Source organism: Microbacterium maritypicum (assembly GCF_008868125.1).
In the GTDB taxonomy this organism is placed as follows: Bacteria; Actinomycetota; Actinomycetes; order Actinomycetales; family Microbacteriaceae; genus Microbacterium; species Microbacterium maritypicum.
This window is the reverse complement of record NZ_WAAQ01000001.1, coordinates 1293956-1315949: the sequence shown is the minus strand read 5'-3', so window position 1 is coordinate 1315949 and position 21994 is coordinate 1293956. Positions and strand designations below refer to the sequence as shown.

21 protein-coding genes are annotated in these 21994 nt (G+C 68.6%); 7 read left to right on the top strand and 14 right to left on the bottom strand.

The genetic code is table 11. From position 1 onward, the window contains the following. Nucleotides 1-29: 29 nt before the first annotated feature. Nucleotides 30-707, top strand: a complete 678-nt coding sequence (locus F6W70_RS06340) for a response regulator transcription factor (RefSeq protein ID WP_151486187.1) — start codon at nt 30-32, stop codon at nt 705-707. Continuing rightward, the gene (locus F6W70_RS06335) at nt 704-1678 is read left to right on the top strand and encodes a sensor histidine kinase (protein WP_151486186.1); all 975 of its coding nucleotides are present in this window, start codon (nt 704-706) and stop codon (nt 1676-1678) included. The genes F6W70_RS06340 and F6W70_RS06335 overlap by 4 nt, the downstream gene beginning before the upstream one ends. On the opposite strand, the gene F6W70_RS06330 is transcribed toward F6W70_RS06335, so the two are convergent. From F6W70_RS06330 to F6W70_RS06320, 3 genes are read right to left on the bottom strand one after another with little or no spacing between them, the layout of a single operon-like run. Beyond that, a complete protein-coding gene (locus F6W70_RS06330) occupies nt 1656-2468 on the bottom strand; it encodes an FAD:protein FMN transferase (protein WP_151486185.1) in 813 nt (270 codons plus the stop codon). The genes F6W70_RS06335 and F6W70_RS06330 overlap by 23 nt on opposite strands. After that, on the bottom strand, nt 2468-2944 hold the full coding sequence (locus F6W70_RS06325; protein ID WP_151486184.1) for an FMN-binding protein: 477 nt from the start codon (nt 2942-2944) through the stop codon (nt 2468-2470). Before F6W70_RS06325 ends, F6W70_RS06330 begins: the two co-directional genes overlap by 1 nt. Before the next feature lie 14 nt (nt 2945-2958). Further along, nucleotides 2959-4380: a ferredoxin reductase family protein gene (locus tag F6W70_RS06320; RefSeq protein WP_318278818.1), complete on the bottom strand. Its 1422-nt coding sequence runs from the start codon at nt 4378-4380 to the stop codon at nt 2959-2961. 138 nt (nt 4381-4518) lie between these two features. On the opposite strand from F6W70_RS06320, the gene F6W70_RS06315 reads away from it, so the two are divergent. Then, on the top strand, nt 4519-6429 hold the full coding sequence (locus F6W70_RS06315) for a heavy metal translocating P-type ATPase (protein ID WP_151486183.1): 1911 nt from the start codon (nt 4519-4521) through the stop codon (nt 6427-6429). Between the two features lie 45 nt (nt 6430-6474). Here F6W70_RS06315 and gadC read toward each other — a convergent pair whose 3' ends face one another. The 6 genes from gadC to F6W70_RS06285 all read right to left on the bottom strand — a co-directional run bounded on the left by gadC (nt 6475) and on the right by F6W70_RS06285 (nt 14128). Then, the gene (gene gadC / locus F6W70_RS06310) at nt 6475-8013 is read right to left on the bottom strand and encodes a glutamate/gamma-aminobutyrate antiporter GadC (RefSeq protein ID WP_318278817.1); all 1539 of its coding nucleotides are present in this window, start codon (nt 8011-8013) and stop codon (nt 6475-6477) included. 7 nt (nt 8014-8020) lie between these two features. Further along, a complete protein-coding gene (gad, locus tag F6W70_RS06305) occupies nt 8021-9391 on the bottom strand; it encodes a glutamate decarboxylase (RefSeq protein ID WP_235563086.1) in 1371 nt (456 codons plus the stop codon). A gap of 199 nt (nt 9392-9590) precedes the next feature. Then, on the bottom strand, nt 9591-11753 hold the full coding sequence (locus F6W70_RS06300) for a heavy metal translocating P-type ATPase (RefSeq protein WP_151486182.1): 2163 nt from the start codon (nt 11751-11753) through the stop codon (nt 9591-9593). 165 nt (nt 11754-11918) lie between these two features. Next, nucleotides 11919-13301 (bottom strand): hypothetical protein, encoded by a 1383-nt coding sequence (locus F6W70_RS06295; protein WP_151486181.1) that lies wholly within the window; start codon nt 13299-13301, stop codon nt 11919-11921. Between the two features lie 49 nt (nt 13302-13350). After that, nucleotides 13351-13692, bottom strand: coding sequence for an SHOCT domain-containing protein (locus F6W70_RS06290; protein ID WP_055872888.1), 342 nt, complete (start codon nt 13690-13692; stop codon nt 13351-13353). Between the two features lies 1 nt (nt 13693). Further along, nucleotides 13694-14128: a DUF6325 family protein gene (locus tag F6W70_RS06285; RefSeq protein ID WP_055869036.1), complete on the bottom strand. Its 435-nt coding sequence runs from the start codon at nt 14126-14128 to the stop codon at nt 13694-13696. A gap of 215 nt (nt 14129-14343) precedes the next feature. Here F6W70_RS06285 and F6W70_RS06280 point away from each other — a divergent pair, with 215 nt between their 5' ends. Further along, nucleotides 14344-14730, top strand: a complete 387-nt coding sequence (locus tag F6W70_RS06280) for a PLDc N-terminal domain-containing protein (RefSeq protein ID WP_055869037.1) — start codon at nt 14344-14346, stop codon at nt 14728-14730. 49 nt (nt 14731-14779) lie between these two features. Here the strand turns inward: F6W70_RS06280 and F6W70_RS06275 are convergent, their stop codons facing one another. Then, nucleotides 14780-17236: a winged helix-turn-helix domain-containing protein gene (locus tag F6W70_RS06275; RefSeq protein WP_151486180.1), complete on the bottom strand. Its 2457-nt coding sequence runs from the start codon at nt 17234-17236 to the stop codon at nt 14780-14782. Between the two features lie 187 nt (nt 17237-17423). Here F6W70_RS06275 and F6W70_RS06270 point away from each other — a divergent pair, with 187 nt between their 5' ends. From F6W70_RS06270 to F6W70_RS06260, 3 genes are read left to right on the top strand one after another with little or no spacing between them, the layout of a single operon-like run. Continuing rightward, nucleotides 17424-17894 carry a MarR family winged helix-turn-helix transcriptional regulator gene (locus tag F6W70_RS06270; protein WP_164743678.1) on the top strand — a complete coding sequence of 157 codons (471 nt, stop codon included), beginning with the start codon at nt 17424-17426 and terminating at the stop codon, nt 17892-17894. A gap of 26 nt (nt 17895-17920) precedes the next feature. Beyond that, nucleotides 17921-18343 carry an organic hydroperoxide resistance protein gene (locus F6W70_RS06265; RefSeq protein WP_017831045.1) on the top strand — a complete coding sequence of 141 codons (423 nt, stop codon included), beginning with the start codon at nt 17921-17923 and terminating at the stop codon, nt 18341-18343. A gap of 26 nt (nt 18344-18369) precedes the next feature. Further along, entirely contained in the window at nt 18370-19347 is a 978-nt protein-coding gene (locus F6W70_RS06260) for a zinc-binding dehydrogenase (RefSeq protein ID WP_151486179.1), read from the top strand. Between the two features lie 73 nt (nt 19348-19420). Here F6W70_RS06260 and F6W70_RS06255 read toward each other — a convergent pair whose 3' ends face one another. The 4 genes from F6W70_RS06255 to trmB all read right to left on the bottom strand — a co-directional run bounded on the left by F6W70_RS06255 (nt 19421) and on the right by trmB (nt 21989). Further along, nucleotides 19421-19801: a hypothetical protein gene (locus F6W70_RS06255; RefSeq protein ID WP_127482540.1), complete on the bottom strand. Its 381-nt coding sequence runs from the start codon at nt 19799-19801 to the stop codon at nt 19421-19423. A gap of 109 nt (nt 19802-19910) precedes the next feature. Then, a complete protein-coding gene (locus F6W70_RS06250; RefSeq protein ID WP_127482541.1) occupies nt 19911-20303 on the bottom strand; it encodes a DUF1304 domain-containing protein in 393 nt (130 codons plus the stop codon). Nucleotides 20304-20376: 73 nt separating this feature from the next. After that, entirely contained in the window at nt 20377-21267 is an 891-nt protein-coding gene (locus F6W70_RS06245) for a CPBP family intramembrane glutamic endopeptidase (protein ID WP_151486178.1), read from the bottom strand. Next, nucleotides 21264-21989, bottom strand: a complete 726-nt coding sequence (gene trmB, locus F6W70_RS06240) for a tRNA (guanosine(46)-N7)-methyltransferase TrmB (protein WP_055869043.1) — start codon at nt 21987-21989, stop codon at nt 21264-21266. The genes F6W70_RS06245 and trmB overlap by 4 nt, the downstream gene beginning before the upstream one ends. Nucleotides 21990-21994: the final 5 nt, after the last annotated feature.

Genomic DNA, 21994 nt, shown 5'->3' with positions numbered 1-21994 from the left:
ATCACGGACGATTCCCGAGGACGGCCGCCATGAACCCGACCGATGCGCCGCGCGGATCGCTCCTCTACGTGGAAGACGATGCGGAGATCGCTGCCTTGACGGTCGAAGTGCTGGGCGACGTGTACGACGTGGATCATGCCTCGGATGGCGAGAGTGCCCTGCGGCTCGCGCTGAGCAGGCGCTACGACGCGATGGTCGTCGACAGGCGTCTGCCCGGCATGGACGGCATCGCCTTCGTGCGCGCCGTGCGAACGGCGCACATCACGACGCCCGTCCTGATGCTCACGGCGCTCGGCACGGTCGACGACCGCGTGACGGGTCTCGACGGCGGTGCGAACGACTACCTGGTGAAGCCGTTCGACTACGACGAGCTGCTCGCCCGCCTTCGAGCGCTGCGGAGAGCCTTCCGCGCGGAGGGCACGCGCAGACCGTTGGGTGAGTGGGTCTTCGTCCCCGCTGCCCAGGCGGTCTACGACCCCTCGGGATTCCGCGTGGCGTTGACCGCGACCGAGAGCGCGCTCCTGGAGCTGCTGACGGACAGTCCCGAGCACGTGTTCTCCCGGGAGGAGATCCTCCGTGCCGTATTCCACGAAGGCGACACGACGAGCTCGGTCGACACCTACGTGCACTACGTGCGGCGGAAGACGACCCCCGACGTGATCGAGACGATCCGTGCACGCGGCTATCGAGCGGGGACTCCCGCATGAGCGACGACGCGGCGCAGGTCCGTCGAGCGGCGTTGTCGATCGGGCTGTGGGTGGGAGTGGCATCGGGCGTGATCGTCGCGATGGGGATCGGGATCCTCATCGCGGTGATCCTCGCCACGTCGCGCCGCGAAGGCGAGGAGCACGGCGGCGGATGGTTCGACGGTCCCGGCGGTACCCGCGATGACTTCATCGTCGACATCGACGTGGTCGTGCCGACCGTGATCGTGTTGGGAGTCATCGGCGTCGTGCTGCTGGGTCTTGTCGCCGCCATCGCTGCGCGCCGTTCGGTGCGGCCCCTCGGCGAGGCGCTGCGCCGCCAGCGCAACTTCGTCGCCGACGCGAGCCACGAGCTGCGCACGCCGTTGACGACGCTGACCAGCCGCATCCAGGTGATGCAACGCCGTCTCGAACGGGGGGACGGCATCGGGCCGGGCCTGGTCGAGCTGCGTCGCGACGCCGACTCCCTGGGCGACGTGCTGAACGATCTGCTCATCTCGGCCGAGGGCGAGTCCCACGCCGAAGGTGAGGCCGACGTGGCACACGCGGCCTCCACGGCCGTCGCCTCGCTGTCGACGATCGCGAGCGAATCGGCCGTGACTCTCGCTGTGGACGCCGAGGCCGACGCCGTGGCCCGGATCCCGGCGGTGACACTGGTGCGCATCCTCGTGGCCCTGCTCGACAACGCCGTGCAGCACTCGCCGTCCGGAGGATCGGTCACGGTCCGCATCGGGCGTGCTGCCCGCGATGTCACCGTGCGTGTCATCGACGAGGGGACCGGGATCGAGGGGATCCCCCCGGATCAGATCTTCGAGCGGTTCGCCCGGCCCGCCGAGAGCGGTCGACCCCGCGGCTTCGGTCTCGGACTCTCACTCGTGCGCGACGTCGCGCGCCGGGCGGGCGGCTCGATCGAGGTCGAGCGCTCGAGCTCGAACGGTACGACCTTCCTCCTCACGCTGCCTGCGATCCGCTGACCTCGCACACATCGATCACCGTCGAACCGAGCCAGCGCGTCACGGCTCCGTCGTCATCCACGACGATGCCGGTCCGTGTTGCCGACGGCCCGATCCACGAGTGGTCCGTGCGTCCGGCGACGACGGCTGCGGTCGCCCAGACATCCGCCTGAGCGAGCCCATCGGCGACGATCGTGGCCGACGCGACCCCGGTCGCAGGCTCACCCGTCCGGGGGTCGAGGATGTGCAGGCCGCGCTCGGCGGTGCCCGACGTGGCGACGGCGCCGTCGGCGATGTCAAGGGTCGCGATCATCCGACCTCGGTCGTGCGGATCGGCGATCCCCACGTGCCAGCGCCAATCGGCTCCCGCCGCGGTGAAGAGCTGCAGGTCTCCGCCGGCATTGATCCCGACCGCGAGTGCCGAGGACAGCAGCGGAGCGAGGTGTCGACGACTTGCCTCCTCCACGGCCCACCCCTTCACCCAGCCCGTCGGGTCGAACCACCCCTGCCAGTGTCCCGAGAACAATCCACCGGTCGCCTGTTCCGCACGTTCGCAGGCCGCAGCGGCCACCCCCACCCGGGGGTCCGCATCGGCGAGCGCCACCTCTCCCCGACGGATGCGGTTGATGTCGGAATCCGGCCGATAGGTCGAGAAGACACGGTCGATCTCGTGCAGCTCGTCGAAGCACGCTCTGACCGCACGTTCGGTCGTCGGCTCATCCCGCTCCCCCGCGGAGATCAGCTGGACGCTCATCGGGATGCCCATGATCTCCTCGACCCAGACCCGCGTCTGTCGATGTGCCGCGCGCATCAGCTCTGCGCCTGATCGATCGCGTTCTGCAACGACGACAGGTAGCCGTCGCTCGTGTATGTCGCGCCGGACACCATCTGGATCTGCGCACTCTGCGACTGCAATGTCTCCGATACGAGACGCGGGATCGCTGTGCCGTTGATCTGGCGGTCCCTGCCGTTGCTGTCGGGATAGTGGATCGCCTGCACGTCGCTGATCTGACCGCCCGAGACCGTGATCTGCACCTGTACCGGGCCATACCGCGTCTGCGACGACTGGCCCGTGTAGGTGCCGTCGACGAGCCCGGTGGCCGAGGCTGTGCCGGGGGCGGCCGTCCCGGAGGTCGAGCCCGAAGTCGGCGTCCCCGAGCTGCCCACGGATCCCGTCGCCGCCGGAGCGGTGTCCTGCGGCGCCACCGCGTCGAGCGACGTGCGATAGCTGAACAGGAGCACGAGGCCGCTGACGGTCGCGAGCACGGCATACAGGATCTTCTTCATGGTGTTCTCCCTGGTCAGATCGTGAAGGACTCGGAGTGGAGACGGTGCGGAGGGAACCCGGCGCTCTCGAGGTCGCGCGTGAGGTCCTTCATCCACGCCGCCGTTCCGCAGATGAAGACGTCATAGGCCTCGGGGTCGGGGACGAGGTGGCGGAGGAGATCGGGTCCGGCCCAGGCGCTGTGGCTGGCCGCGATCCAACCCGACGGGCCCGACGAGCGCGGCCCGACGAACGGCAGATACCGCACCCCGCGACGGGAGACGAGGTCAGCGATCGCACTCTGACGAAGGGCATCCTCGGCGACCGAGTCCCGCGTGAGCAGGATGGCGTCCCGCGGCGCGTACTCCTCGGCCTCCAAGAGGGAGACAAGGGGCGCGACCCCCGCTCCCGCACCGATCATGAGCAGCTTCGTCCCGGTGCGGCGCTCCCCCGTCATCTCCCCGTAGGGCCCCTCGACGATCACCCGAGTGCCCGGTGCGAGCCCCGCGAGGCGGCGCGTGCCGTCACCGACCACGCGGGCCGTCAGGGTGAGCTCTCGCCCCGGTGCAGCGGACAGGGAGAAGGGATGCCCGCGCGTCCACCCCGGCCCGTCGAGGAAGCGCCAGACGAAGAACTGCCCGGCGCGGGCGCCCAGCGACGAGAGGTCGCGTCCGGCGACCCGCACGGTCACTCCCCGCGCTCCGTCCGGCTCGACGCTCGCCACACGCAGGCCATGACGGGTGGAGCGCAGCAGCGGCATGCCGATCCGGAAGACCAGGACGGACGCCGCAGCGAGCGCCCAGATCGACCACCAGTACAGGGTGGCGAGTGGCGAGGAGAGGAAGTCCGCGCCCGTCCACAGCTGGTGCGGGAGTGCCAGCCCCACGCCCAGATAGGCGTAGAGGTGCAGGAGGTGCCACGATTCGTAGCGCAGACGCCGACGAGCACGGCGGATCGAGGTGATCACGACGAGCAGGATCAGCAGCGTGCCCGCCGCGGCTAGGAGCATACCCGGGTAGTCCCAGATGAACCCCCACAGCTGGACGACCGGATTGATGCCGGCCGTGATCGCGTAGCCCAGGGCGAGCAGGGCGATGTGCGCGCCCATCAACCAGAACGACCAGAACCCGACGAAGCGATGCATGCGCGTGATGCCATCACGACCGAATCCGCGTTCGAAGAGCGGCACACGCGCCATGAGCAGCACCTGGTACAGCAGCAGATTCGAAGCGACCAGACCGGTCAATCGCCCCAGCGTGGTCACGGTCTCGCCGTCGAGTCCTAGGACGGCGGCGACGCCTCCCCCGGATACCCAGAGCGCCACCACGAAGAGGCTGGTCGCCCAGATGACGGTGATCGCTCCCACCCGCCATGCCCGCGCACGGCGACGGCTCGTGTGCTTCGAGGCTCCGGCCTTCGGAGGGACGGAGGCTCGGGGTCGCGTCGTCAGCGTGGTCATGAGGCCATGGTGCGGACTCGGCTCTGAGACAGCTCTAAGGAACGATGTACCTCAGAGGACTCACAGGGATTCCATGGGATTCGCCGGGGCACGCCGTCTCCCGCTGGTACTGCGTACCGATTCGCGGGAAGCTGGGGCATGAGGTTTCTCCGCCTGCTGTGGCGCTACCCGGCCATCACCACCACCGTTCTCGTGTTCGTCGGCGTGCTGGTACTCCACGCCATCGACGCCACGGTCGCCGGTCGATGGATCGCCACCGGCTACGTGGCGGCGTTCGTCGTCTGGACCCTCGTCGGGATGGTGCGCGATGTGCTCCGCGGTCACGTCGGGCTGGACATCCTCGCCGTGGTGGCGATGGTGGCGACTCTCGCCGTCGGGGAGTACATCGCCTCGCTCATCATCGTGCTGATGCTCTCCGGCGGAGAGGCTCTCGAGGACTTCGCCGGGCGCCGTGCGAAGCGTGACCTGTCCGCCCTGCTGGATCGCTCTCCGCGCATCGCGCACGTGCTCCTGCGCCCGCAGTCCGCGGATTCGGATGAGGTCAGGGATCTGCCCGTCGACGAGGTGGCCATCGGCGACGTTCTGCTCGTGCGTCCGGCGGAGATCGTGCCCGTCGACGGCGAGCTGCTCACCGAGACCGGGACTTTCGATGAGTCCTCGCTGACCGGCGAGAGCATGCCCGTGACCCGCGAGTCCGGGGGCGAGGTGCTGTCCGGCGCCATCAACGGAAGTCGGGCCGTGCGGATCAGAGCCGTGCGCACGAGTTCGGACAGTCAGTACCAGCAGATCGTCGCGCTCGTGCATGCGGCGGAAGACTCCCATGCCCCCGTCGTACGACTCGCGGACCGCTTCGCCATCCCGTTCACCGCGGTCTCGCTCGTGCTGGCCGGAACCGCCTGGGCCCTTTCCGGGGATGCGACGCGCTTCGCCGAGGTACTCGTGCTCGCCACGCCGTGCCCACTCCTGATCGCCGCACCGGTCGCGTTCCTCGGCGGCCTCTCCCGCGCGGCGAAGACCGGGGTGATCATGAAGGGCGGCGCCGTGATCGAACAGATCGCCCGCGTGCGCTCGGCCGCGTTCGACAAGACCGGCACGCTCACGCAGGGACGACCCGAACTCGTCGCCATCCGCCCGGCGGAGGGCTTCGACGAGGATGAGATCCTGCAGCTCGCCGCCTCTGCGGAGCAGTACTCGACGCACGTGCTCGCCGAAGGCATCCGTCGCGCTGCGCACGCGCGCGGACTCGCGCTCCGCAGCGCTTCCGAAGCCCGGGAGGAGGCCACGAACGGCGTCGTCGCCGAGATCGACGGCCGATCGGTCGTGGTCGGCAAACCGGCCTACGTGGCCGCACTCGCGCCCGACACCGTGCGGGCGACGCTGGAGCTGAGCCAGGCCGCGGCCTACGTCGCGGTGGACGGACGCTTCGCCGGGGTGCTGGTGCTCGCCGACCACCCGAGGCCCGAAGCCGCGGCCGTCGTCTCGTGGCTGCGCACGCACGAGGTGGACCGCGTGGTCATGCTCACGGGCGACGTCGGCCCGACGGCGGAGTCGGTGGCCCACCAGGTGGGCATCTCCGAGATCCATGCCGAGCTGCTCCCTCCCGAGAAGGTCGCGCTCGCCGCTGAGCTGCAACCGCGCCCGGTCATGATGGTCGGCGACGGCGTCAACGACGCCCCCGTACTCGCCGCCGCCGACATCGGCGTGGCCATGGGGGCGAAGGGCGCGACCGCGGCCGGGGACGCCGCTGATGTCGTGATCCTGGTCGACTCGCTGGCGAAGCTCGTCGACGCCGTCGCGATCGGCCGTCACACCCTGCGGGTCGCGCTCACCGCGATCTGGATCGGCATAGGACTGAGCATCGGACTCATGATCGTGGCGATGACCGGACTCATCCCCGCCGTCGTCGGTGCGCTAGTCCAGGAGCTCGTCGATCTCGCGACGATCCTCTACGCGCTCCGCGCCCTGAGCGGCCCCTCCACGGTGCTTCCCGCAGCACCGGCCCGCCCGAGCACGAGGACCGAGGCGGTGGCTCCGCCGCGCGCGGACTGACGAGCCACCGCTCCCATGCTCGGGTCACCCCCAGAGACCAGCGGCTCAGCGGTTCTTCGCCGCTGTTGACGGCCCCGGCCCCGGGGGAACCGGCGCCTCAGGGTGGGCATCGCTCAGGAGACTGCCGTCAGCGGGGCGACGGTCCCACGCAGGCTTGCGCAGAGCGTAGAACAGCAGCGGAGGGCCACCGAGGATCACGATGACCGCCCCGACGATCCATGGGTACGCGGCAGGAGAGAAGGCGGTGAATCCATCGGGAGGGATGAAGGCGAGAAGGAAGGCCGCGAGACACGCCACGAATCCGACCCCCGCCACCAGCGGCAGTGCGGCCACACGATAAGCACGGTGCACCGTCGGCTCCTTGCGACGCAGCACGATAGCGGACGCGAACATGAGCATGTACATGATCAGGTACAGCGCCGCGGCCATGTCGATCAAGGCCACGAAGGCCGCGCTGACGTTGGGAACGACGATGAAGATCGCCGCGAGGATCGTGACGATCGTTCCCTGGAGCATCAGGATGCCCGACTGCACTCCGGCCTTGTTGCGCTTCTGCAGCATCGGCGGGAGCAGGCCCGTCTCCGCAGCGGCGAGCACTCCCTTGGAAGGGCCGGCGACCCAGGTGATCACCGAAGCGAGGGCACCGGCGGCGATGAGCGCCGATACGACGGCCGTCGCCCAGCCCATTCCCCAGTGGTCGAAGTAGACCCCGAATGCGAGCATGATGCCGTTGGTGAGCCCGAGCTCCTTCGATGGGACCGCGACCGAGATCGCCAACGTCGGGAGGATGAACACGAGCAGGATCAGACCGGCGGCGAGGAACACCGAGCGTGGAAAGCCTTTGCCGGGATCCTTCATCTGGTTCACGTGCACGGCGTTGACCTCCATGCCCGCGTAGGCCAGCACATTCGACACGATCAGCACGATCGATGCCAAGCCGGTGAACGGAGGGATGATCGCCGACGCTTCGAGCGGCACCTGGCTCTTCTCGCCGCTGAACACCCAGATCGCCCCGAACACGATCAGGAGGGCCGCTGGGAGCAGCGTACCGAGGATGCCGCCCCAGGAGCCGAGCTTGGCGAAGAGGTTGCCGCCGCGCAGCGTGACGAACGTCGCACCCCAGTAGAAGACGATGATCACCACGGCGGTGAAGAAGCCGGAGCTCGACAACGACGGGTCGACGAAGACGAAGGCGAGCGCTCCCGCGATGAAGGCGAGCTGGGTGGGGAACCAGACGACATTCTGGATCCACTGCAGCCACACCGCCGTGAAGCCCCAGCGGTTGCCGAGGGCCTCACGTACCCATACGTAGATGCCGCCCTTCCATCCGGTCGCGAGCTCCGCCGCCACGAGCGCGGTCGGCACCAGGAAGACGATCGCCGGAATCAGGTACAGCATGATGCTGCCGAGGCCGTACGTCGCCATCGCCGGCAGCGAGCGCAGGCTGGCGACGACGACGAGGGTGAGCAGGGCGAGCTGTCCGACGCCGAGGATGGCGACGGCGGGCCGCGACACCTGCGTAGCGGCCGAGATCTGAGGGGCGGATTTCGGTTCGGGGGTGGCCCCCGTGTTCGAGGTGGACATCGTCGGCTCAGTGGTGGAAGGCCGACTGGGGCTTCTCGGTCGGCATCGGCGACTCGAGTGCGTCGAGGTACGCGACCTCGGTCTCGATGGCCTGGAGCAGCTCGGCAGCGAGGTCCATGCTCAGTCCGTTGCGGACTACGATGCGCTGCACCGTGATCTGCTCGAGATCCGCGGGCATCGGATACGCCGGAATCAGCCAGCCCTTCATCCGCAACCGATCCTGCAGATGGTAGAGCGTCCAGTTCTTCGTGTGCCCGTCTTTCAGACGCCAGGCGAACACCGGGATGTCGCTGCCGTCGTTCCAGAGCTCGAACGCGTCGAGTCTCGCGATGCCGGCGGAGAGGAACTTCGCGACGTCCTGCGACGCCTGCTGCACGGCGCGGTACCCCTCGAACCCCAGGCGCAGGAACAGGTAGTACTGGAGCACCACCTGCGCACCGGGTCGCGAGAAGTTCAAGGCGAACGTGGGCATCTCCCCGCCGAGATAGCTGACCTGGAACACCAGGTCCTCCGGCAGCCACTGCGCGTCGCGCCAGACCACCCATCCGAGCCCCGGGTAGACGAGACCGTACTTGTGACCCGACGTGCTGATCGAGTGCACCCGGTCGAGACGGAAGTCCCACACCAGGTCCGGCTGCAGGAACGGCGCGATCATCGCTCCGGACGCGCCATCGACATGGATGGGGATGTCGAGCCCGGTGCTCTTCTGGATCTCGTCCAGCGCCGCAGCGATCTCGGCCACGGGCTCGTACATCCCGGTGTACGTCACGCCCATGATCGCGACGACGCCGATCGTGTTCTCGTCGACGTACTTCGCCAGGTCATGCCCGTCGAGCGTCTTGTGCTCCGCACTGATCGGCACGTACCGCGGCTCGACATCGAAGTAGTTGCAGAACTTCTCCCAGCACACCTGCACCGCCGAGGACATCACGAGGTTCGGCGACGACGCGTCCTTCCCCGCGGCGCGCCTCGCCTGCTGCCACCGCCGCTTGAACGCGAGGCCGCCGAGCATGCACGCCTCGGACGAGCCGATGGTCGAGGTGCCGATGCTCTTCTCCGCATCCGGAGCGTTCCAGAGATTCGCCAGCATGTGCCAGCAGTTGTCCTCGATCGCCGCCGTCTGCGGGTACTCGTCCTTGTCGATCATGTTCTTGTCGAATGACGCCGCGTACACCTGTTTGGCGTCGTCGTCCATCCAGGTACTCACGAACGTCGCGAGGTTCAACCGCGCATTGCCGTCGAGGATCGTCTCGTCCTCCACGATCTGCTTCGCCGTATCGGGAAGAGACTCTGTCGTGGGAATGACGTGACGCGATGTGAGCGTCGCCTCCCCCGGCCTTGTGAACATCGGCTGGTCGTCGCTGGAGGGAGCACTCATGTCCGGAACCTTTCGCATCGCGTGGCTTCACGCCGGCGACACGCTCGATCCTCGTCGCTGGTCGTGTGCCGACCACTATCGCAAGCTCGTCAGCGTCGCGCCATACGACCTTCGGCCAGAAGCGACGACCTCTCATCCACCGAGGAGGCTCTTGAAGGGGGAACCGTGGCGCAATGTCGGCGACGCCCACCTCAGGCGGTCACCGATCGAGGATGGCGCGGGTCGTCACCTCCGGGCGCAGGTCCAGGCGCCGCAGCAGCTGGGCGTTGAGCGCCACGACGATGGTCGACAGCGACATCAGGACCGCTCCGACCGACATCGGCAGCACGAAGCCGATGGGTGCCAGAACGCCGGCCGCGAGTGGCACCGAGAGCAGGTTGTACCCCGCCGCCCACCACAGATTCTGCTTCATCTTGCGGTACGCGGCGCGCGAGAGTTCGATCACCGAGAGCACGGAACGCGGGTCGTCGCCGGCGAGGATCACCCCGGCCGAGGCGATCGCGACATCGGTGCCGGCACCGATCGCCAGACCCACGTCGGCCTGTGCGAGCGCGGGTGCATCGTTGACGCCGTCACCGACCATCGCGACCTTGCGCCCCTCGTGCTGCAGCTCCTGCACCTTCGCTGCCTTGTCCTCGGGGCGCACGCCGGCGAAGAATCGGTCGATACCGAGATCTGCCGCGACCGTCTGCGCGACGGCCTCGGCGTCGCCCGTGATCATGACGACCTGCACACCGAGTGCGTGCAGTGCGTCGACGGCCTCGCGGGACTCCGGCCGCACCTCGTCGGCGAGTTTCAACGCCCCGATGACGTGACCGTCCTGAACCACGTGCAGGATGATGGCCCCGTCCCCGCGCCACCCCTCGGCGACGGCGAGCTCATCCGCGTGCTCCTCGGCGAGCAAATGCGGGCCGCCGACGCGCACAGTCGTCCCTTCGACGGTCGCCGTGACCCCGACCGCCGGTGACGACGTGAAGTCGCGGCTCTCCGGAACGGACAGGTTCTTCGCGGCGGCGGCGCGGACGATCGCCTTCGCGAGAGGGTGCTCGCTGTCAGCCTCGGCAGCGGCGGCGAGCGCCAGCACTCGATCGCCGTCGTGCTCCCCGGACACGGACACCTCGGACACGACCGGCTCGCCCTTGGTGAGCGTCCCGGTCTTGTCGAACAGCACGGTGTCGACGGTGCGCATGCTCTCCAGCGCCAGGCGGTCCTTGACCAGCACTCCTCCGCGGGCCGCACGCTCGGTGGCGATCGACACGACCAGCGGAATCGCCAGCCCGAGTGCGTGCGGGCAGGCGATCACGAGCACGGTGATGGTACGGATCACGGCCGCATCGGGCAACCCGACCAGGCTCCACACGATCGCGGTGATCGCCGCGGACCCGAGCGCGAACCAGAACAGCCACCCCGCCGCGGTGTCGGCGAGGCGCTGCGCGCGCGAGGAGGAGCTCTGCGCCTCGGTCACCAGGCGCTGGATGCCGGCGAGCGTGGTGTCGTCCCCGGTGGCGGTGATCTCGACGCGGAGCCCAGAGTCGGTGGCCACCGTGCCGGCGGTGACCTGGTCGCCGATGCCTCGCGCGACCGTGCGCGACTCCCCCGTGACCATCGACTCGTCCATGGACGCCCGGCCGTCGACGATGCGCCCATCCGCGGGCACGCTTCCGCCCGGTCGCACGACCACGACGTCGCCGACCGCGAGGTCTGCGGGTGAGACGATGACGACCTGCCCGGCTTCCACGCGCTCGGCCTCGTCCGGCAGGAGCGCGGCGAGCGAGTCGAGAGCAGAGGTGGTCTGCGCGAGCGAGCGCATCTCGATCCAGTGCCCGAGCAGCATGATCACGATGAGGAGCGCCAGCTCCCACCAGAAGTCGAGCTCATGGTGGAGGATGCCGAGACTCGCTCCCCACGACGCGAGGAAGGCCACCGTGATCGCCAGACCGATGAGCAGCATCATGCCGGGCGTACGGGCTCTGATCTCACTGACGGCCCCGACGAGGAAGGGCTTGCCGCCCCACACGTACATCACGGTTCCGAGCACGGGCGAGACCCATGCCAGGCCCGGCACGTCGGGGAGCGTGTATCCGAGGATCATCGCGAACATGCCGGAAAGCGCGACGGTCGGGACGGCGAGGACGAGCATGATCCAGAACAGCCGCCGGAACTGTGCGACGTGGTCGCCGTGACCCCCGTGACCTGCGTGGTCGTCGTGACCCCCGTGACCTGCGTGGTCGTCGTGACCTGCGTGGTCGCCGTGACCCGGGTGATCGTCGTGGCCCTCGTGCGCCGCGTGCATGGGTGCGGAGCCGTCCGACTCGTGATGCGACGCGGCGTGTGCGGTGCCCTCGTGGTGCGAAGCGCTCATTGCTCTCCTCCTCGGAAAGACGATGCCGTGCAGGCGGCGGATGGAAGCCCCGCACAGATGGAGCGGGTCGTCCCGCTCACTCCTTCGGGTCAACCGAGTACCCTCCTGGGGTATTCCCACCCGCACATCGCCCCGACGTTCGCACCCTCAGGTGCCATCCGCGGCTCAGGGAGCCGGCGCCGTGGCGTGGGAGTCCGTCTCTGCGGTGTCGTGATCGACCGTCGCGGATTCGCCGGGCTCCTCTGTCGGGAGCTCCTCCGCCGTGGACGCGTCCGCCGCGCGCGGGCGCCGGAGCAGCTCGATCACGACCGCGAAGACCACGAGCCCCACGGTCACCCCGATCACCGTGCCGAACGCGACCGGCCGCGACGTGATGAGGATGAGAACCGCGAGCGCGAAGGCGGCGATGAGGATCGGTCCGTGGAAGCGATCGACCGCGACGCCCAGGCGGCCGGTCGACAGCCCTCGTCGCTCCCACGTGCTCCGGATCGCGGTGAACCCACTCTCCAGGAGGCCGCGGATGGCCACAGCGCTGCGGCTCGACCCGGCGAGCCAGGCCCACACGGCGACGAGCACTCCGACCAGGGCGAGCGCCACGATCGTCGAGCTCAGCAGCGAGGTGACCTCGTCGAACAGCGACTGGGCCGCCCCCGCAGTCATGACCGACGGACTCACCGCGCCGATGAAGAACGTCCTCCCGATTCCCATCCCCGCGGACAGGAGCAGGAAAGCGACGGCGAAGCCGAGACTGGTCCACAGGAGGGCACGCGCGCGATCTCGCGCGATCAGGATGCCGACGACGACGAGCCCGAGCAGCACCCATGGCAGCCAGAACCCCGCGGCGACCGCGATCTGGTAGACGGTGCGCACCAGGACCAGCGCGTCGGCCTGGGCGATCGGGACCGACCTGTCGATCTCGGGGATGAGTGCGGCGAATCCGACGCCACGCTCGGTCAACACCACCTTGACCCGGTCGACGACCTGACCGAGGTCGATCGAGAGCACTCCATCGTCAGCGAGCTGCACGGCGGTGTCCGGGCTGTTCTGCAGGATCGCGACCGCGCGTTCGTGCGTGAACCGCAGCGATTGCGCCCAGATGTCAGCGAACTGATCGGATGCCACGACGTCGTGGATCACGCCGTCGACGAGGGAGGTGAGCCCGCTGGCCGCCGGGGCCTCCAGCAGGGAGAGTGCGGATGACGCGCGGGGCGGAAGGTCGAGTTCACGGATTCCGTCGAACACCTCTGCGACGATCGCACTGAAGTCCACCTGCTCCTGGATGGCGGCGCTGACCTGATCCGCGACGAAGTCCTGCACGTCGGGATCCTCGGCGAGCGGCGCGAAGGTCGCGACGAACCGATCGGCATCGACGAGCTGCAGCCGGGCCCAGGTGCCCATCGCTGCTATCGGAGCCATCAGGACCGCGAGGGCGAGCACGATCCCCGCGACGATGCTCCTCCCCACCGGCCGGCGGCGGGGCCGCTTGAGCGTCTCGTTCTCGTGCTCGAGGAGGACGACGCGGGCACGCAGGTCTTCCAGTTCACTCATTCGCTGTCCTCGTCTCGGCTGTCGTTCCGACGGCGGGCTGCCGGTCTCGTCAGCTCAGGAGCTTCTGCTTCGCCGCGGCGAACTCCGCATCGGAGAGCACGCCGGAGTCCTTGAGGGATGCGAGCTGCTGCAGCTTCGCGATCAGATCGTCAGCGGCGGCGGGTGCCGCCGGAGGCGGAGACGAGTATTGGGCCGCTGCATTCTTGGCGGCGGCATCGACCTGCGCCTGCTGCTGCGCGGCCGCGTACTGCTGCTGCTCGTACTCGCCCTGCGCACGCTCCTGCTGATGCCGCGACATCGCGCCGCCGACGGCCGAAGCCGTCCCTGCGACCACTGCGGTCCTGGCAGCGAGGCCGATCAGTCCGGGGCGGCCGAATCTTCTCATGGGCATGTCATTCATCTTCCTGGTCGAGGATGTCCATCACCGCATTCACGACGGGCGCCGGCACGCGCTCGCTGCGCAGCACCTGTCCTCCCGCAGCGGCGAGTTTCTGCGCGAGGGTGCGGGCGAAGGCGAGCTCGAGCACGACCAGCGCGGCCGACTGCCCTGGGGCGATCGCGGCGGCGAGCGCTTCGACGTCCTCCTCACCGGCGAGACCCGCCGCGATCGGCTCGAAGCCGTCGAGATCGAGCTTTCCGTCCTCATCGTCGAGCTCGACGATCTCGACCTCTCCGGTCGCCGACTTCGCGAGCACGACGAAGTCGAGCAGTCGCACGACGCCGCTGTCCACGAGCTCCGTCAGCGCGCGGAACGTCGCCGGATCGGGGCGCTGACCTTCGAACCCGACGAGGTAGACCTCGGCCGGGCCGAAACGGAAGTCATTCATGGGTCGTCCCTTCTCCTGGCGCACGTCGCCCGTGACTGGGATCCATGCTCGCATCGCGGTCACGGGCGAGGAGTCCGGCCTCACCCCGAGAGGATGAGTGCTCCGTCGCCGGCAGCCCGTCACGGGGTCGCCCGCTCGGGGTGAGGGACGCCCCCGCTCATCTGCTCACCCTGCCACGATCGCCCTACGCAGTAACTCGACGAAAGAGGTGCGAAGTGTCCATTTGGGAAAGCTTCTGGGACATCATCTGGTGGTTCTTCTGGGTCTTCGTGTTCGTCTCCTACCTCATGGTGCTCTTCAACATCGTCGCCGACCTGTTCCGCGATCACACGCTCAACGGCGGGTGGAAGGCCGTGTGGATCATCTTCCTCATCTTCGTCCCGTTCCTGACGGCGCTCGTCTACCTGATCGCCCGCGGCAGAGGCATGGGCGAGCGCAGCGCGTCGGCGTACCGTGAGCAGCAGCATGCCGCCGACTCCTACATCCGCAGCGTCGCCGGCTCCAGTCCCAGCGACGAGATCGACAAGGCATCCAAACTGCTCGCCGCAGGGACCATCACCGCCGACGAGTTCGCCGCCATCAAGGCGCGTGCGCTGAGCTGACCTGCATCCGCGGCGGGCAGCGAGAGCCGCATCGGCGCGCCCGTCCCGATCAGACGGTGGTGCGCACCGCCTCGCGGCGGGACGACACCCCGAGTTTGCGGTAGATCGCGCGCTGGTGGGTCTTCACCGTGTTGATCGACACCGCCAGTTCACGTGCGATCTCCTGCAACGTGCGAGCGGTCTGCAGCTGCTGGAAGACATCGCGTTCACGCCCGGAGAGGGCATCCACCAACGACCCTGCCGAGCCCTTCGCGAGACACCTGCCGATGAAGTCCTCGAACTGCGTGCCGAAGTGCACATGCTCGCCGAGCAGTTTGCGCACGGCCGTCTCGCGGGGCCCGAAGAGAAGGCGGATGTTCTCCCCCGAGGCGACGGCGACACCCGCCTCGCACAGCTCATGCGCCTGGTCGTGGTGTCCGGCCTGACGTCGGAGCAGGGCTGCCGTGAGCAGAGTCGCCGATTTCACGTAGGACACCTCCGCGAAGACGCGCGGAGCCCGCAGCATCTCCAGGGCGGTGGTGTAGTCGCCGGCGCGGCGCAGAACGCCGGCGAGGGCGACGTTGACGACGGGAAGGTCCGGGCACTGGATGTACTTGCGCGCGATCCGCATCGCTCGATCCGTTCGTCCGACGGCTTCTTCGAGCAGGGCGACCGACGATTCGCGGAACGCCGGCCAGGAGACGCCGTGCACGACCTCCAGGGGGATCTCCTGGATGCCGATCGCCGCACGACGGCAGGCGGAGACATCACCCGATTCCGCCGCCGCGTAGGCGATCATCATGCGCGCCACATTGGTGAACGAACGATCGGAGCCCCCGTTGGCGATCACGGTTCCGAACTCGCGGACCGCTTCGTCGAGCTCACCCGACCAGTACGAGACGTATCCCGCGGCCGCGGCAGCACTGCCCCCGGCGTAGGTGCTCCAGGGAAGACCGACATCCTCCGCCCCACGAACGGCGATGAGCGACCGTCGGGCCTCGATGAGATGACCGGCCCAGGTCTGCCCGAAGGCGAGATGCCCCAGCGCGCGCTTCGCCAGCTCTCGATCGCCCGAGCTCTGCGCCTCCCTGGCCGCGGCGGAGAAGTACTCGAGCGGGACCATCGGGTTGCCGCGGTGCCGGATCTCGGTCCACCCGAGGAGATAGTTCAGCGCCGCGCGGTCGCCGAGGTCCGTCGAGTCCGCGTCGAGGAGCATCTGCTGCACCTTCGCGCTCGCATCCGCGACCTCTGCACGCTCGTCGGCGATGAAGAGCCGGGCGATCTGCAGCACCGCGGGCTCATCGTCGTCGCCCGATCGACCGATCATCGCCTCCGCGCGCCGGAACAGCTCACGGGCCACCCGATGATCGCCGAGCACGTCGCTCGCACACGCGCGCACCAGCAGCACCTGCGCGTCATCGGGCGTGCGTCGCAGCATCAGCATCGCTGTGCATTCGACCTCGTCGGCCCTCGCCCCCACCACCAGACCGAGCCAATGATGAAGGAGGGTCTCCCGTGCGGTGAGGAACTCGGACGCATGGAGGGAGTGCGTGATCGATGCCGTCGGATCCGTCGCCTGCAGCGCGGCGGCGGCGCGGCGGTGGCATCCAGCGGCGCGTTCGGCATCGATGTCCAGGATCTCGGCGCATCGCCTGGCGAAGGAGGCATGCCAGCGGTACACGACCCCGTGAGGGCCCTCGAAGCGGTCGAGGAACAATCCGAGGCGCACGCAGGTCTCGAGCAGGGCCGCCGCGTCGGGGCGTCCGGTCACCGCGGCCGCGAGCGCAGGGGTCAGCTCGCTGCAGACGCTCGCCTCGAGAACGAAGTCGGCGACCTCAGGAGGGAGCGTCGCGAGCACGTGCTCCCGCACGTAGTTGCCCAGGAAGCCGGCGGCGCTCTGTGCGCGCTGGTCGGGCCTCGCTCCGCCGATCATCATCAGTCTGACCGCGATCGGCCACCCCTGGGTCTCCTCGAAGATGGTCTGCGCCGAGAGGCCGTCCGTCTCCCCGTCGAGCAGCAGCCGCACTTCCTCTTCCGTGAAGCTGAGCGTGTCCGCGCCGACGAAGGAATCCGGATGCGTCACGCGGTGCCGGGAGAGGGTCACCTCGAGCAATGTCGTCCCCACCAGCACGATCCGCAGGCTGTCCGGCGCCTGCTCGGCCAGCATCCCCAGAAGTCCCGCACGCCAGTCCTCCCCTGCGCGCTGAGCATCGTCGACGATCAGGTGCACGCGCTCGTCCGCATCCTCCAGAACTCTGCAGATCTCCTGGTACGCCCGGTGCGGGTCGTCCAGATCCCGGTCCAGGTCCAGGCGACGCCCCGAGCGCTCCGCGCCCCGGGTCAGCGCGTTCACCACGCCCTGGGTCAGCCGCGACGGGTCGGAGTCGAAAGCGTTGAGCCCGAGCCACGCCACGTGTTCGAGCCCTGCCGCCCACTCGGCAACCGAGGTCGTCTTCCCGAATCCGCTGGGGGCACTGACCACGGTCAGCGGGTCTCTGGCGACGGCCTCCGAGATCACCGCGCTCACCCGATCGCGTCGAAGGGCACCCGGTTGGGGTGCCGGCGGCCGGAATCGCACCGTGGGTCCCGGCCTCGTCGAGCGTACGGGGTGCGACATGGCACCAAAGCTAGTGCTGTGCCGGATGCACCTTCAAGGGCATCCTCGCGCGTTCAATCGAGTTGTGCACAATTGAATCGCATGCAATGCTTTACTCATGCCCGTGACCGATGAGATGGTGTGCTTCTCCCTCTACTCCGCTGCGCGCGCCACCACGCAGGCGTACCGGGCTCTGCTCGCCCCCTGGGGGCTGACGTATCCGCAGTATCTGGTCCTCGCCATCCTGTGGCACGAGGGCGATCAGACGATCGGTTCGCTCGGAGACGCCATGCAACTCGACTCCGGGACCCTCTCGCCCCTGGTGCGCCGCCTCGAGCAGGCGGGCCTGGTTGCGAAGACGCGCAGCCCCCAGGACGAGCGCGTCGTCACGGTGCAGCTCACCTCCGCAGGCCAGGCGCTCCGCGGGGACCTCGCGAAGATCCCTGCCCAGATCGCGCAGCTCTCCGGCATCCGCGACGACGCGCACCGCCGCCGGCTCATCGCAGAACTCCACGAACTGACCGCTCTGCTGCAGAGCGGTGTCTCGACACCGGCCACCGGCGCCACCGCGCTGCGCGCCGGCGAATGACCACCCTCCCGGAAGGAAACCCCTCAATGGAAGCCCTCTACACCGCAGAAGCCCTCGCCACCGGCGCCGGCCGCAACGGACACGTCGCCACGAACGACGGTCGCGTCGAGTTCGATCTCGCCATCCCCAAGGAGATGGGCGGCAGCGGCGACGGGGCCAACCCCGAGCAGCTCTTCGCGGCCGGATATGCCGCATGCTTCCACTCCGCTCTGCAGTCCGTCGCGCGGGCGCAGAAGATCAAGATCGACCACAGCTCGGTCGGCGCGCGCGTGCAGATCGGGTCGAACGGCGCCGGCGGCTTCGGCCTCGCGGTCGAACTCGAGGTGGTCATCCCCGAGCTCGCGCACGATCAGGCCCAGGCACTCGCCGACGCCGCACACCAGGTCTGCCCGTACTCGAACGCGACGCGCGGCAACATCGACGTCACGATCACCGTGTCGGACGACTGATCAACGGAAGGAAAGGAAACCACATCATGCGTGCACTCATCCATTCCCGATTCGGCGAAGCCGAAGACGTCCTCGCGGTCGAGGAGCGTCCCGTTCCGGAGCCCGCAGCAGGGCAGGTCCGCCTGCGCATCGTCCTCTCCCCCATCCACAACCACGACCTGTGGACCGTGCGCGGCACCTATGGGTTCAAGCCCGAGCTGCCTGCGGCCTCCGGTACCGAGGCCCTGGGCATCGTCGACGCCCTCGGTGAGGGCGTCGAGCACCTCGCGGTCGGACAGCGCGTCGCGACCGGCGGCACCTTCGGCGCCTGGGCCGAGTACATCGTGGCGAACGCCGCCGGACTCATCCCCGTGCTCGATTCCCTCTCCGACGAGAGCGCGGCCCAGCTCGTCTCGATGCCGTTCAGCACGATCAGCCTGCTGCAGTTCCTCGACGTCAACGAGGGCGACTGGATCGTGCAGAACGCGGCGAACGGCGCTGTCGGACGCATGCTCGCGCAGCTCGGCGCCGCGCGCGGCGTGCACGTGCTCGGGCTCGTGCGCCGCGCGGAGGGTGTCGAGGAGCTGCGTGCCCAGGGCATCGACAACGTCATCTCGACCGATCAGGACGACTGGCGCGAGCAGGCTGCGCGCCTGACCGGCGGCGCGCCGATCGTCGCCGGTGTCGATTCCGTGGGCGGCTCGGCCTCCGGCGACGTGCTCTCGCTCCTCAGCGAAGGCGGCACGCTCGTCGCGTTCGGGGCGATGAACTCCCCCGTCATGGAGATCGCCTCCTCCGATGTGATCTTCAAGCAGGCCATCGTCAAGGGCTTCTGGGGCAGCAAGGTCATCCAGCAGCTCGACGCCGCCACGCGCGGGGCCCTGTTCGGCGAGCTCATCCAGCGCGTCACCGATGGGACGCTGACCCTCCCGGTCGCCGGCGTGTTCGACGCCGCCGATGTCGCCGATGCCGTGCGTCTCAGCATGACGCCTGGCCGCGTGGGCAAGGTGCTGCTGCAGTTCTGATCGATCTGCCGCTTCGAAAGGGTCGTCCGCATGCGGGCGGCCCTTTCGCATACCCGCCCTGCGGCGGCCGCGCTCAGTTGAGTTCGTCCGCCTCGGCGATCCTGTCGAGACGATCGACCAACAGGTATCCCGCGCCCTCCATCGCTGACGCCGCGTAGACCACGACACCTATCAGGATCACCGCGAACACGATGATCCCGGCGATGTTGCGGCGACGGGTGATGGTGATCACGAGCGCCGTCGCCGCGCCGCCGATCGCCACTGTCTGCCCGGCGATAGTGGCACACGCCATGCGGATCGCCGATTCGACGGTCAACGGGCCATAACTGTTGAGCAGTACCGCGAGCAGCACAGGTATGACGACCACGCTCAACACGAGGATCACCCGTCGGCGGGACCACCACGGCACGGGCCGGGCGAGAACCGGTGCGGTCTCCAGCGACAGTGTGCTCATCCCGTCACCCTAGTGAGGGCACTCCCAGGAGTCGAGTTCCCGCCGCCACGCCCCAATCGCGCGATCGGGTTGTGACCTCTCCCGCGACTGAATGCGACCCCAGCAGAGCTCAACCGATGGCGACGGCGATGGCCGTGGCGATGATCGCGAGCAGCGGAAGGGTTCCCTGCATCGCGGCGGCGCGGACCTTGGTGGAGTCCGACAGGACGAGCACCAGAGCAGCGGCGACCATCATGCCGGTGCCGGCGAACACGAGGGTCAGACCCACAGTCGCGAAGCCGACGATCGTCAGACCGATTCCGAGCAGCGCGGTCAGCGCGAGGAACAGGTTGTAGAAGCCCTGGTTGAACGCGAGCGCCTTCATCGTCACGGCATCCGCCTCGCTGGCGACGCCGAAGATCTTCCTCGTCTCGGGCTCGGTCCACTTCAGCGACTCGAGCGCGAAGATGAACACGTGGAACGCGGCGGCAGCCGCGGCGAGGACCAGACCGACGATGAGCATACGGCGATTGTCCCGCGCCGGGGTGCCGCACACCAAACGCCCCCGGGCACCCGGCGCGTCTCGATGTGCCGTTCTAGACCAGGAAGATCGACAGCAGTCCCGGGTTGTGCGCGTGCACCAGAACGGCGAAGACCACGGCGTCGAAGAGCAGGTGCACGGTGACGACGTAGGCGAGCGAGTGCGTGCGGAGGAAGATGTAGCCCTGCAGCAGGGCGAACGGAATGGTCAGCAGTGGTCCCCACTCGCGGTAGCCCAGTTCCCACAGGAACGAGACGAAGACGATCGCCTGCAGCAGGTTCGCGACGAGATCCGGGAAGTGGCGCCGCAGCAGAGCGAACACCGTGCAGATGAAGAACAGCTCATCCCAGATGCCGACAGCACCCACGCCGACGAAGAGTCTCGCGATGAGATCGGGCGTGTCGACCACCGGCCAGTTCTGGTACACGCCGCTGGTGATGAAGTAGAAGGGCAGGATCAGCCACCCGAGCACCAGCACCGCCACGAGCCAGCCCCACTGCAGCCGGCCCCAGCGCCTACGGGTCCGCCAGGGGAAGCTGATCGCGCGGTCTCGATAGACGAACCGAGAGATCAGGTACGGCACCGCGACCGCCCCACCCAGTGCGAGGGTGAATCGCAGCATCGCGAGATTGTCGAGCTCTGCGGCCAACGGGATGATGCTCACGATCAGAAGGCCGATCGCGATCAGGGAGAGATCCCTCGTGAGAGACGGGGGCCGGTGCAGGCCGATCGCCCTCGCGCTCTCCCGGCGCGAACCCACGCTCACGACCTGGTCCTCGGGATGCCGACCCCGCTCGATCAGAGCGGCCACGGCGATGCCAGCCGCGAGCAGCGTCCAGCCGAGCCAGGGGATCTCCAGCACGAAGAACGCCGGAGCCGCGGCGCACACGAGCAGCGCCGGAACGAAGCTCCACCGCTGCCTCGTGTCGCGCCGCACGTCGGTCATGTGCGCGTCCTGCGCCGATAGACGAGGTCGCGGATGTCCCGCCCCTTGGCGATGCCCTTGCGCTCGAACGCGGTCATCACCCGACCGTCGAAGCGATCTGCCCATTCTCCGTCGAACGCGCGCTCGAACGACGGCTCGGCATCGAGCACGTCGCGCATCTGCAGCGCATAGTCCTCCCAGTCCGTCGCGAGCCGCAGCAGTCCGCCGTCACGCAGTGCCCTCGCGGCGGTGTCGCCGAATCCGGGCCGCACCAGACGGCGCTTGGTGTGCTTCTTCTTGTGCCACGGGTCGGGGAAGAAGATCCACACCTCACGCGCGGCCGCCTCGGGCAGGAACGAGGAGAGCACCTCGGGTGCGTTGGCCTCGACCACGCGCAGGTTCCGAGCGCCCTCGCGATCGGCATCGAGCATGGTCCGTGCGAGTCCGGCGCGGAACACCTCGACGGCGAGGAAGTCGTCATCCGGGCGCGACGAGGCCGCCGCCACGATCGCATGCCCTTGCCCCGAGCCGATCTCGACATAGAGATCCGCCGAGCGTCCGTACTCGGTCGCGGGGTCCAAGCGCGCCTCGGGGTGCACTGAGGTCCAGGCGACATCGCGCGGCACGTCGAGCAGATAGTGCGGGCCGAGCTCGGTGAACGCGCGCTCCTGCGCGTCGGACATCCGGCCGCTGCGGCGCACGAACGAGACCGGCTCGTCTCGGAAGGTACGGGGTTCGGGCATGTTTC

Bases quoted from the DNA above. Each gene is read 5' to 3' on its own strand.
- F6W70_RS06330 (WP_151486185.1), bottom strand. From the start codon at position 2,468: ATGCGCGCGGCACATCGACAGACGCGGGTCTGGGTCGAGGAGATCATG.
- F6W70_RS06335 (WP_151486186.1), top strand. From the start codon at position 704: ATGAGCGACGACGCGGCGCAGGTCCGTCGAGCGGCGTTGTCGATCGGG.
- trmB (WP_055869043.1), bottom strand. From the start codon at position 21,989: ATGCCCGAACCCCGTACCTTCCGAGACGAGCCGGTCTCGTTCGTGCGC.
- F6W70_RS06340 (WP_151486187.1), top strand. From the start codon at position 30: ATGAACCCGACCGATGCGCCGCGCGGATCGCTCCTCTACGTGGAAGAC.
- F6W70_RS06260 (WP_151486179.1), top strand. From the start codon at position 18,370: ATGCGTGCACTCATCCATTCCCGATTCGGCGAAGCCGAAGACGTCCTC.
- F6W70_RS06270 (WP_164743678.1), top strand. From the start codon at position 17,424: ATGCCCGTGACCGATGAGATGGTGTGCTTCTCCCTCTACTCCGCTGCG.
- F6W70_RS06315 (WP_151486183.1), top strand. From the start codon at position 4,519: ATGAGGTTTCTCCGCCTGCTGTGGCGCTACCCGGCCATCACCACCACC.
- F6W70_RS06320 (WP_318278818.1), bottom strand. From the start codon at position 4,380: ATGACCACGCTGACGACGCGACCCCGAGCCTCCGTCCCTCCGAAGGCC.
- F6W70_RS06245 (WP_151486178.1), bottom strand. From the start codon at position 21,267: ATGACCGACGTGCGGCGCGACACGAGGCAGCGGTGGAGCTTCGTTCCG.
- F6W70_RS06295 (WP_151486181.1), bottom strand. From the start codon at position 13,301: ATGAGTGAACTGGAAGACCTGCGTGCCCGCGTCGTCCTCCTCGAGCAC.
- F6W70_RS06255 (WP_127482540.1), bottom strand. From the start codon at position 19,801: ATGAGCACACTGTCGCTGGAGACCGCACCGGTTCTCGCCCGGCCCGTG.
- F6W70_RS06285 (WP_055869036.1), bottom strand. From the start codon at position 14,128: ATGAATGACTTCCGTTTCGGCCCGGCCGAGGTCTACCTCGTCGGGTTC.
- gadC (WP_318278817.1), bottom strand. From the start codon at position 8,013: ATGTCCACCTCGAACACGGGGGCCACCCCCGAACCGAAATCCGCCCCT.
- F6W70_RS06325 (WP_151486184.1), bottom strand. From the start codon at position 2,944: ATGAAGAAGATCCTGTATGCCGTGCTCGCGACCGTCAGCGGCCTCGTG.
- F6W70_RS06300 (WP_151486182.1), bottom strand. From the start codon at position 11,753: ATGAGCGCTTCGCACCACGAGGGCACCGCACACGCCGCGTCGCATCAC.
- F6W70_RS06290 (WP_055872888.1), bottom strand. From the start codon at position 13,692: ATGCCCATGAGAAGATTCGGCCGCCCCGGACTGATCGGCCTCGCTGCC.
- F6W70_RS06250 (WP_127482541.1), bottom strand. From the start codon at position 20,303: ATGCTCATCGTCGGTCTGGTCCTCGCCGCGGCTGCCGCCGCGTTCCAC.
- F6W70_RS06265 (WP_017831045.1), top strand. From the start codon at position 17,921: ATGGAAGCCCTCTACACCGCAGAAGCCCTCGCCACCGGCGCCGGCCGC.
- gad (WP_235563086.1), bottom strand. From the start codon at position 9,391: ATGAGTGCTCCCTCCAGCGACGACCAGCCGATGTTCACAAGGCCGGGG.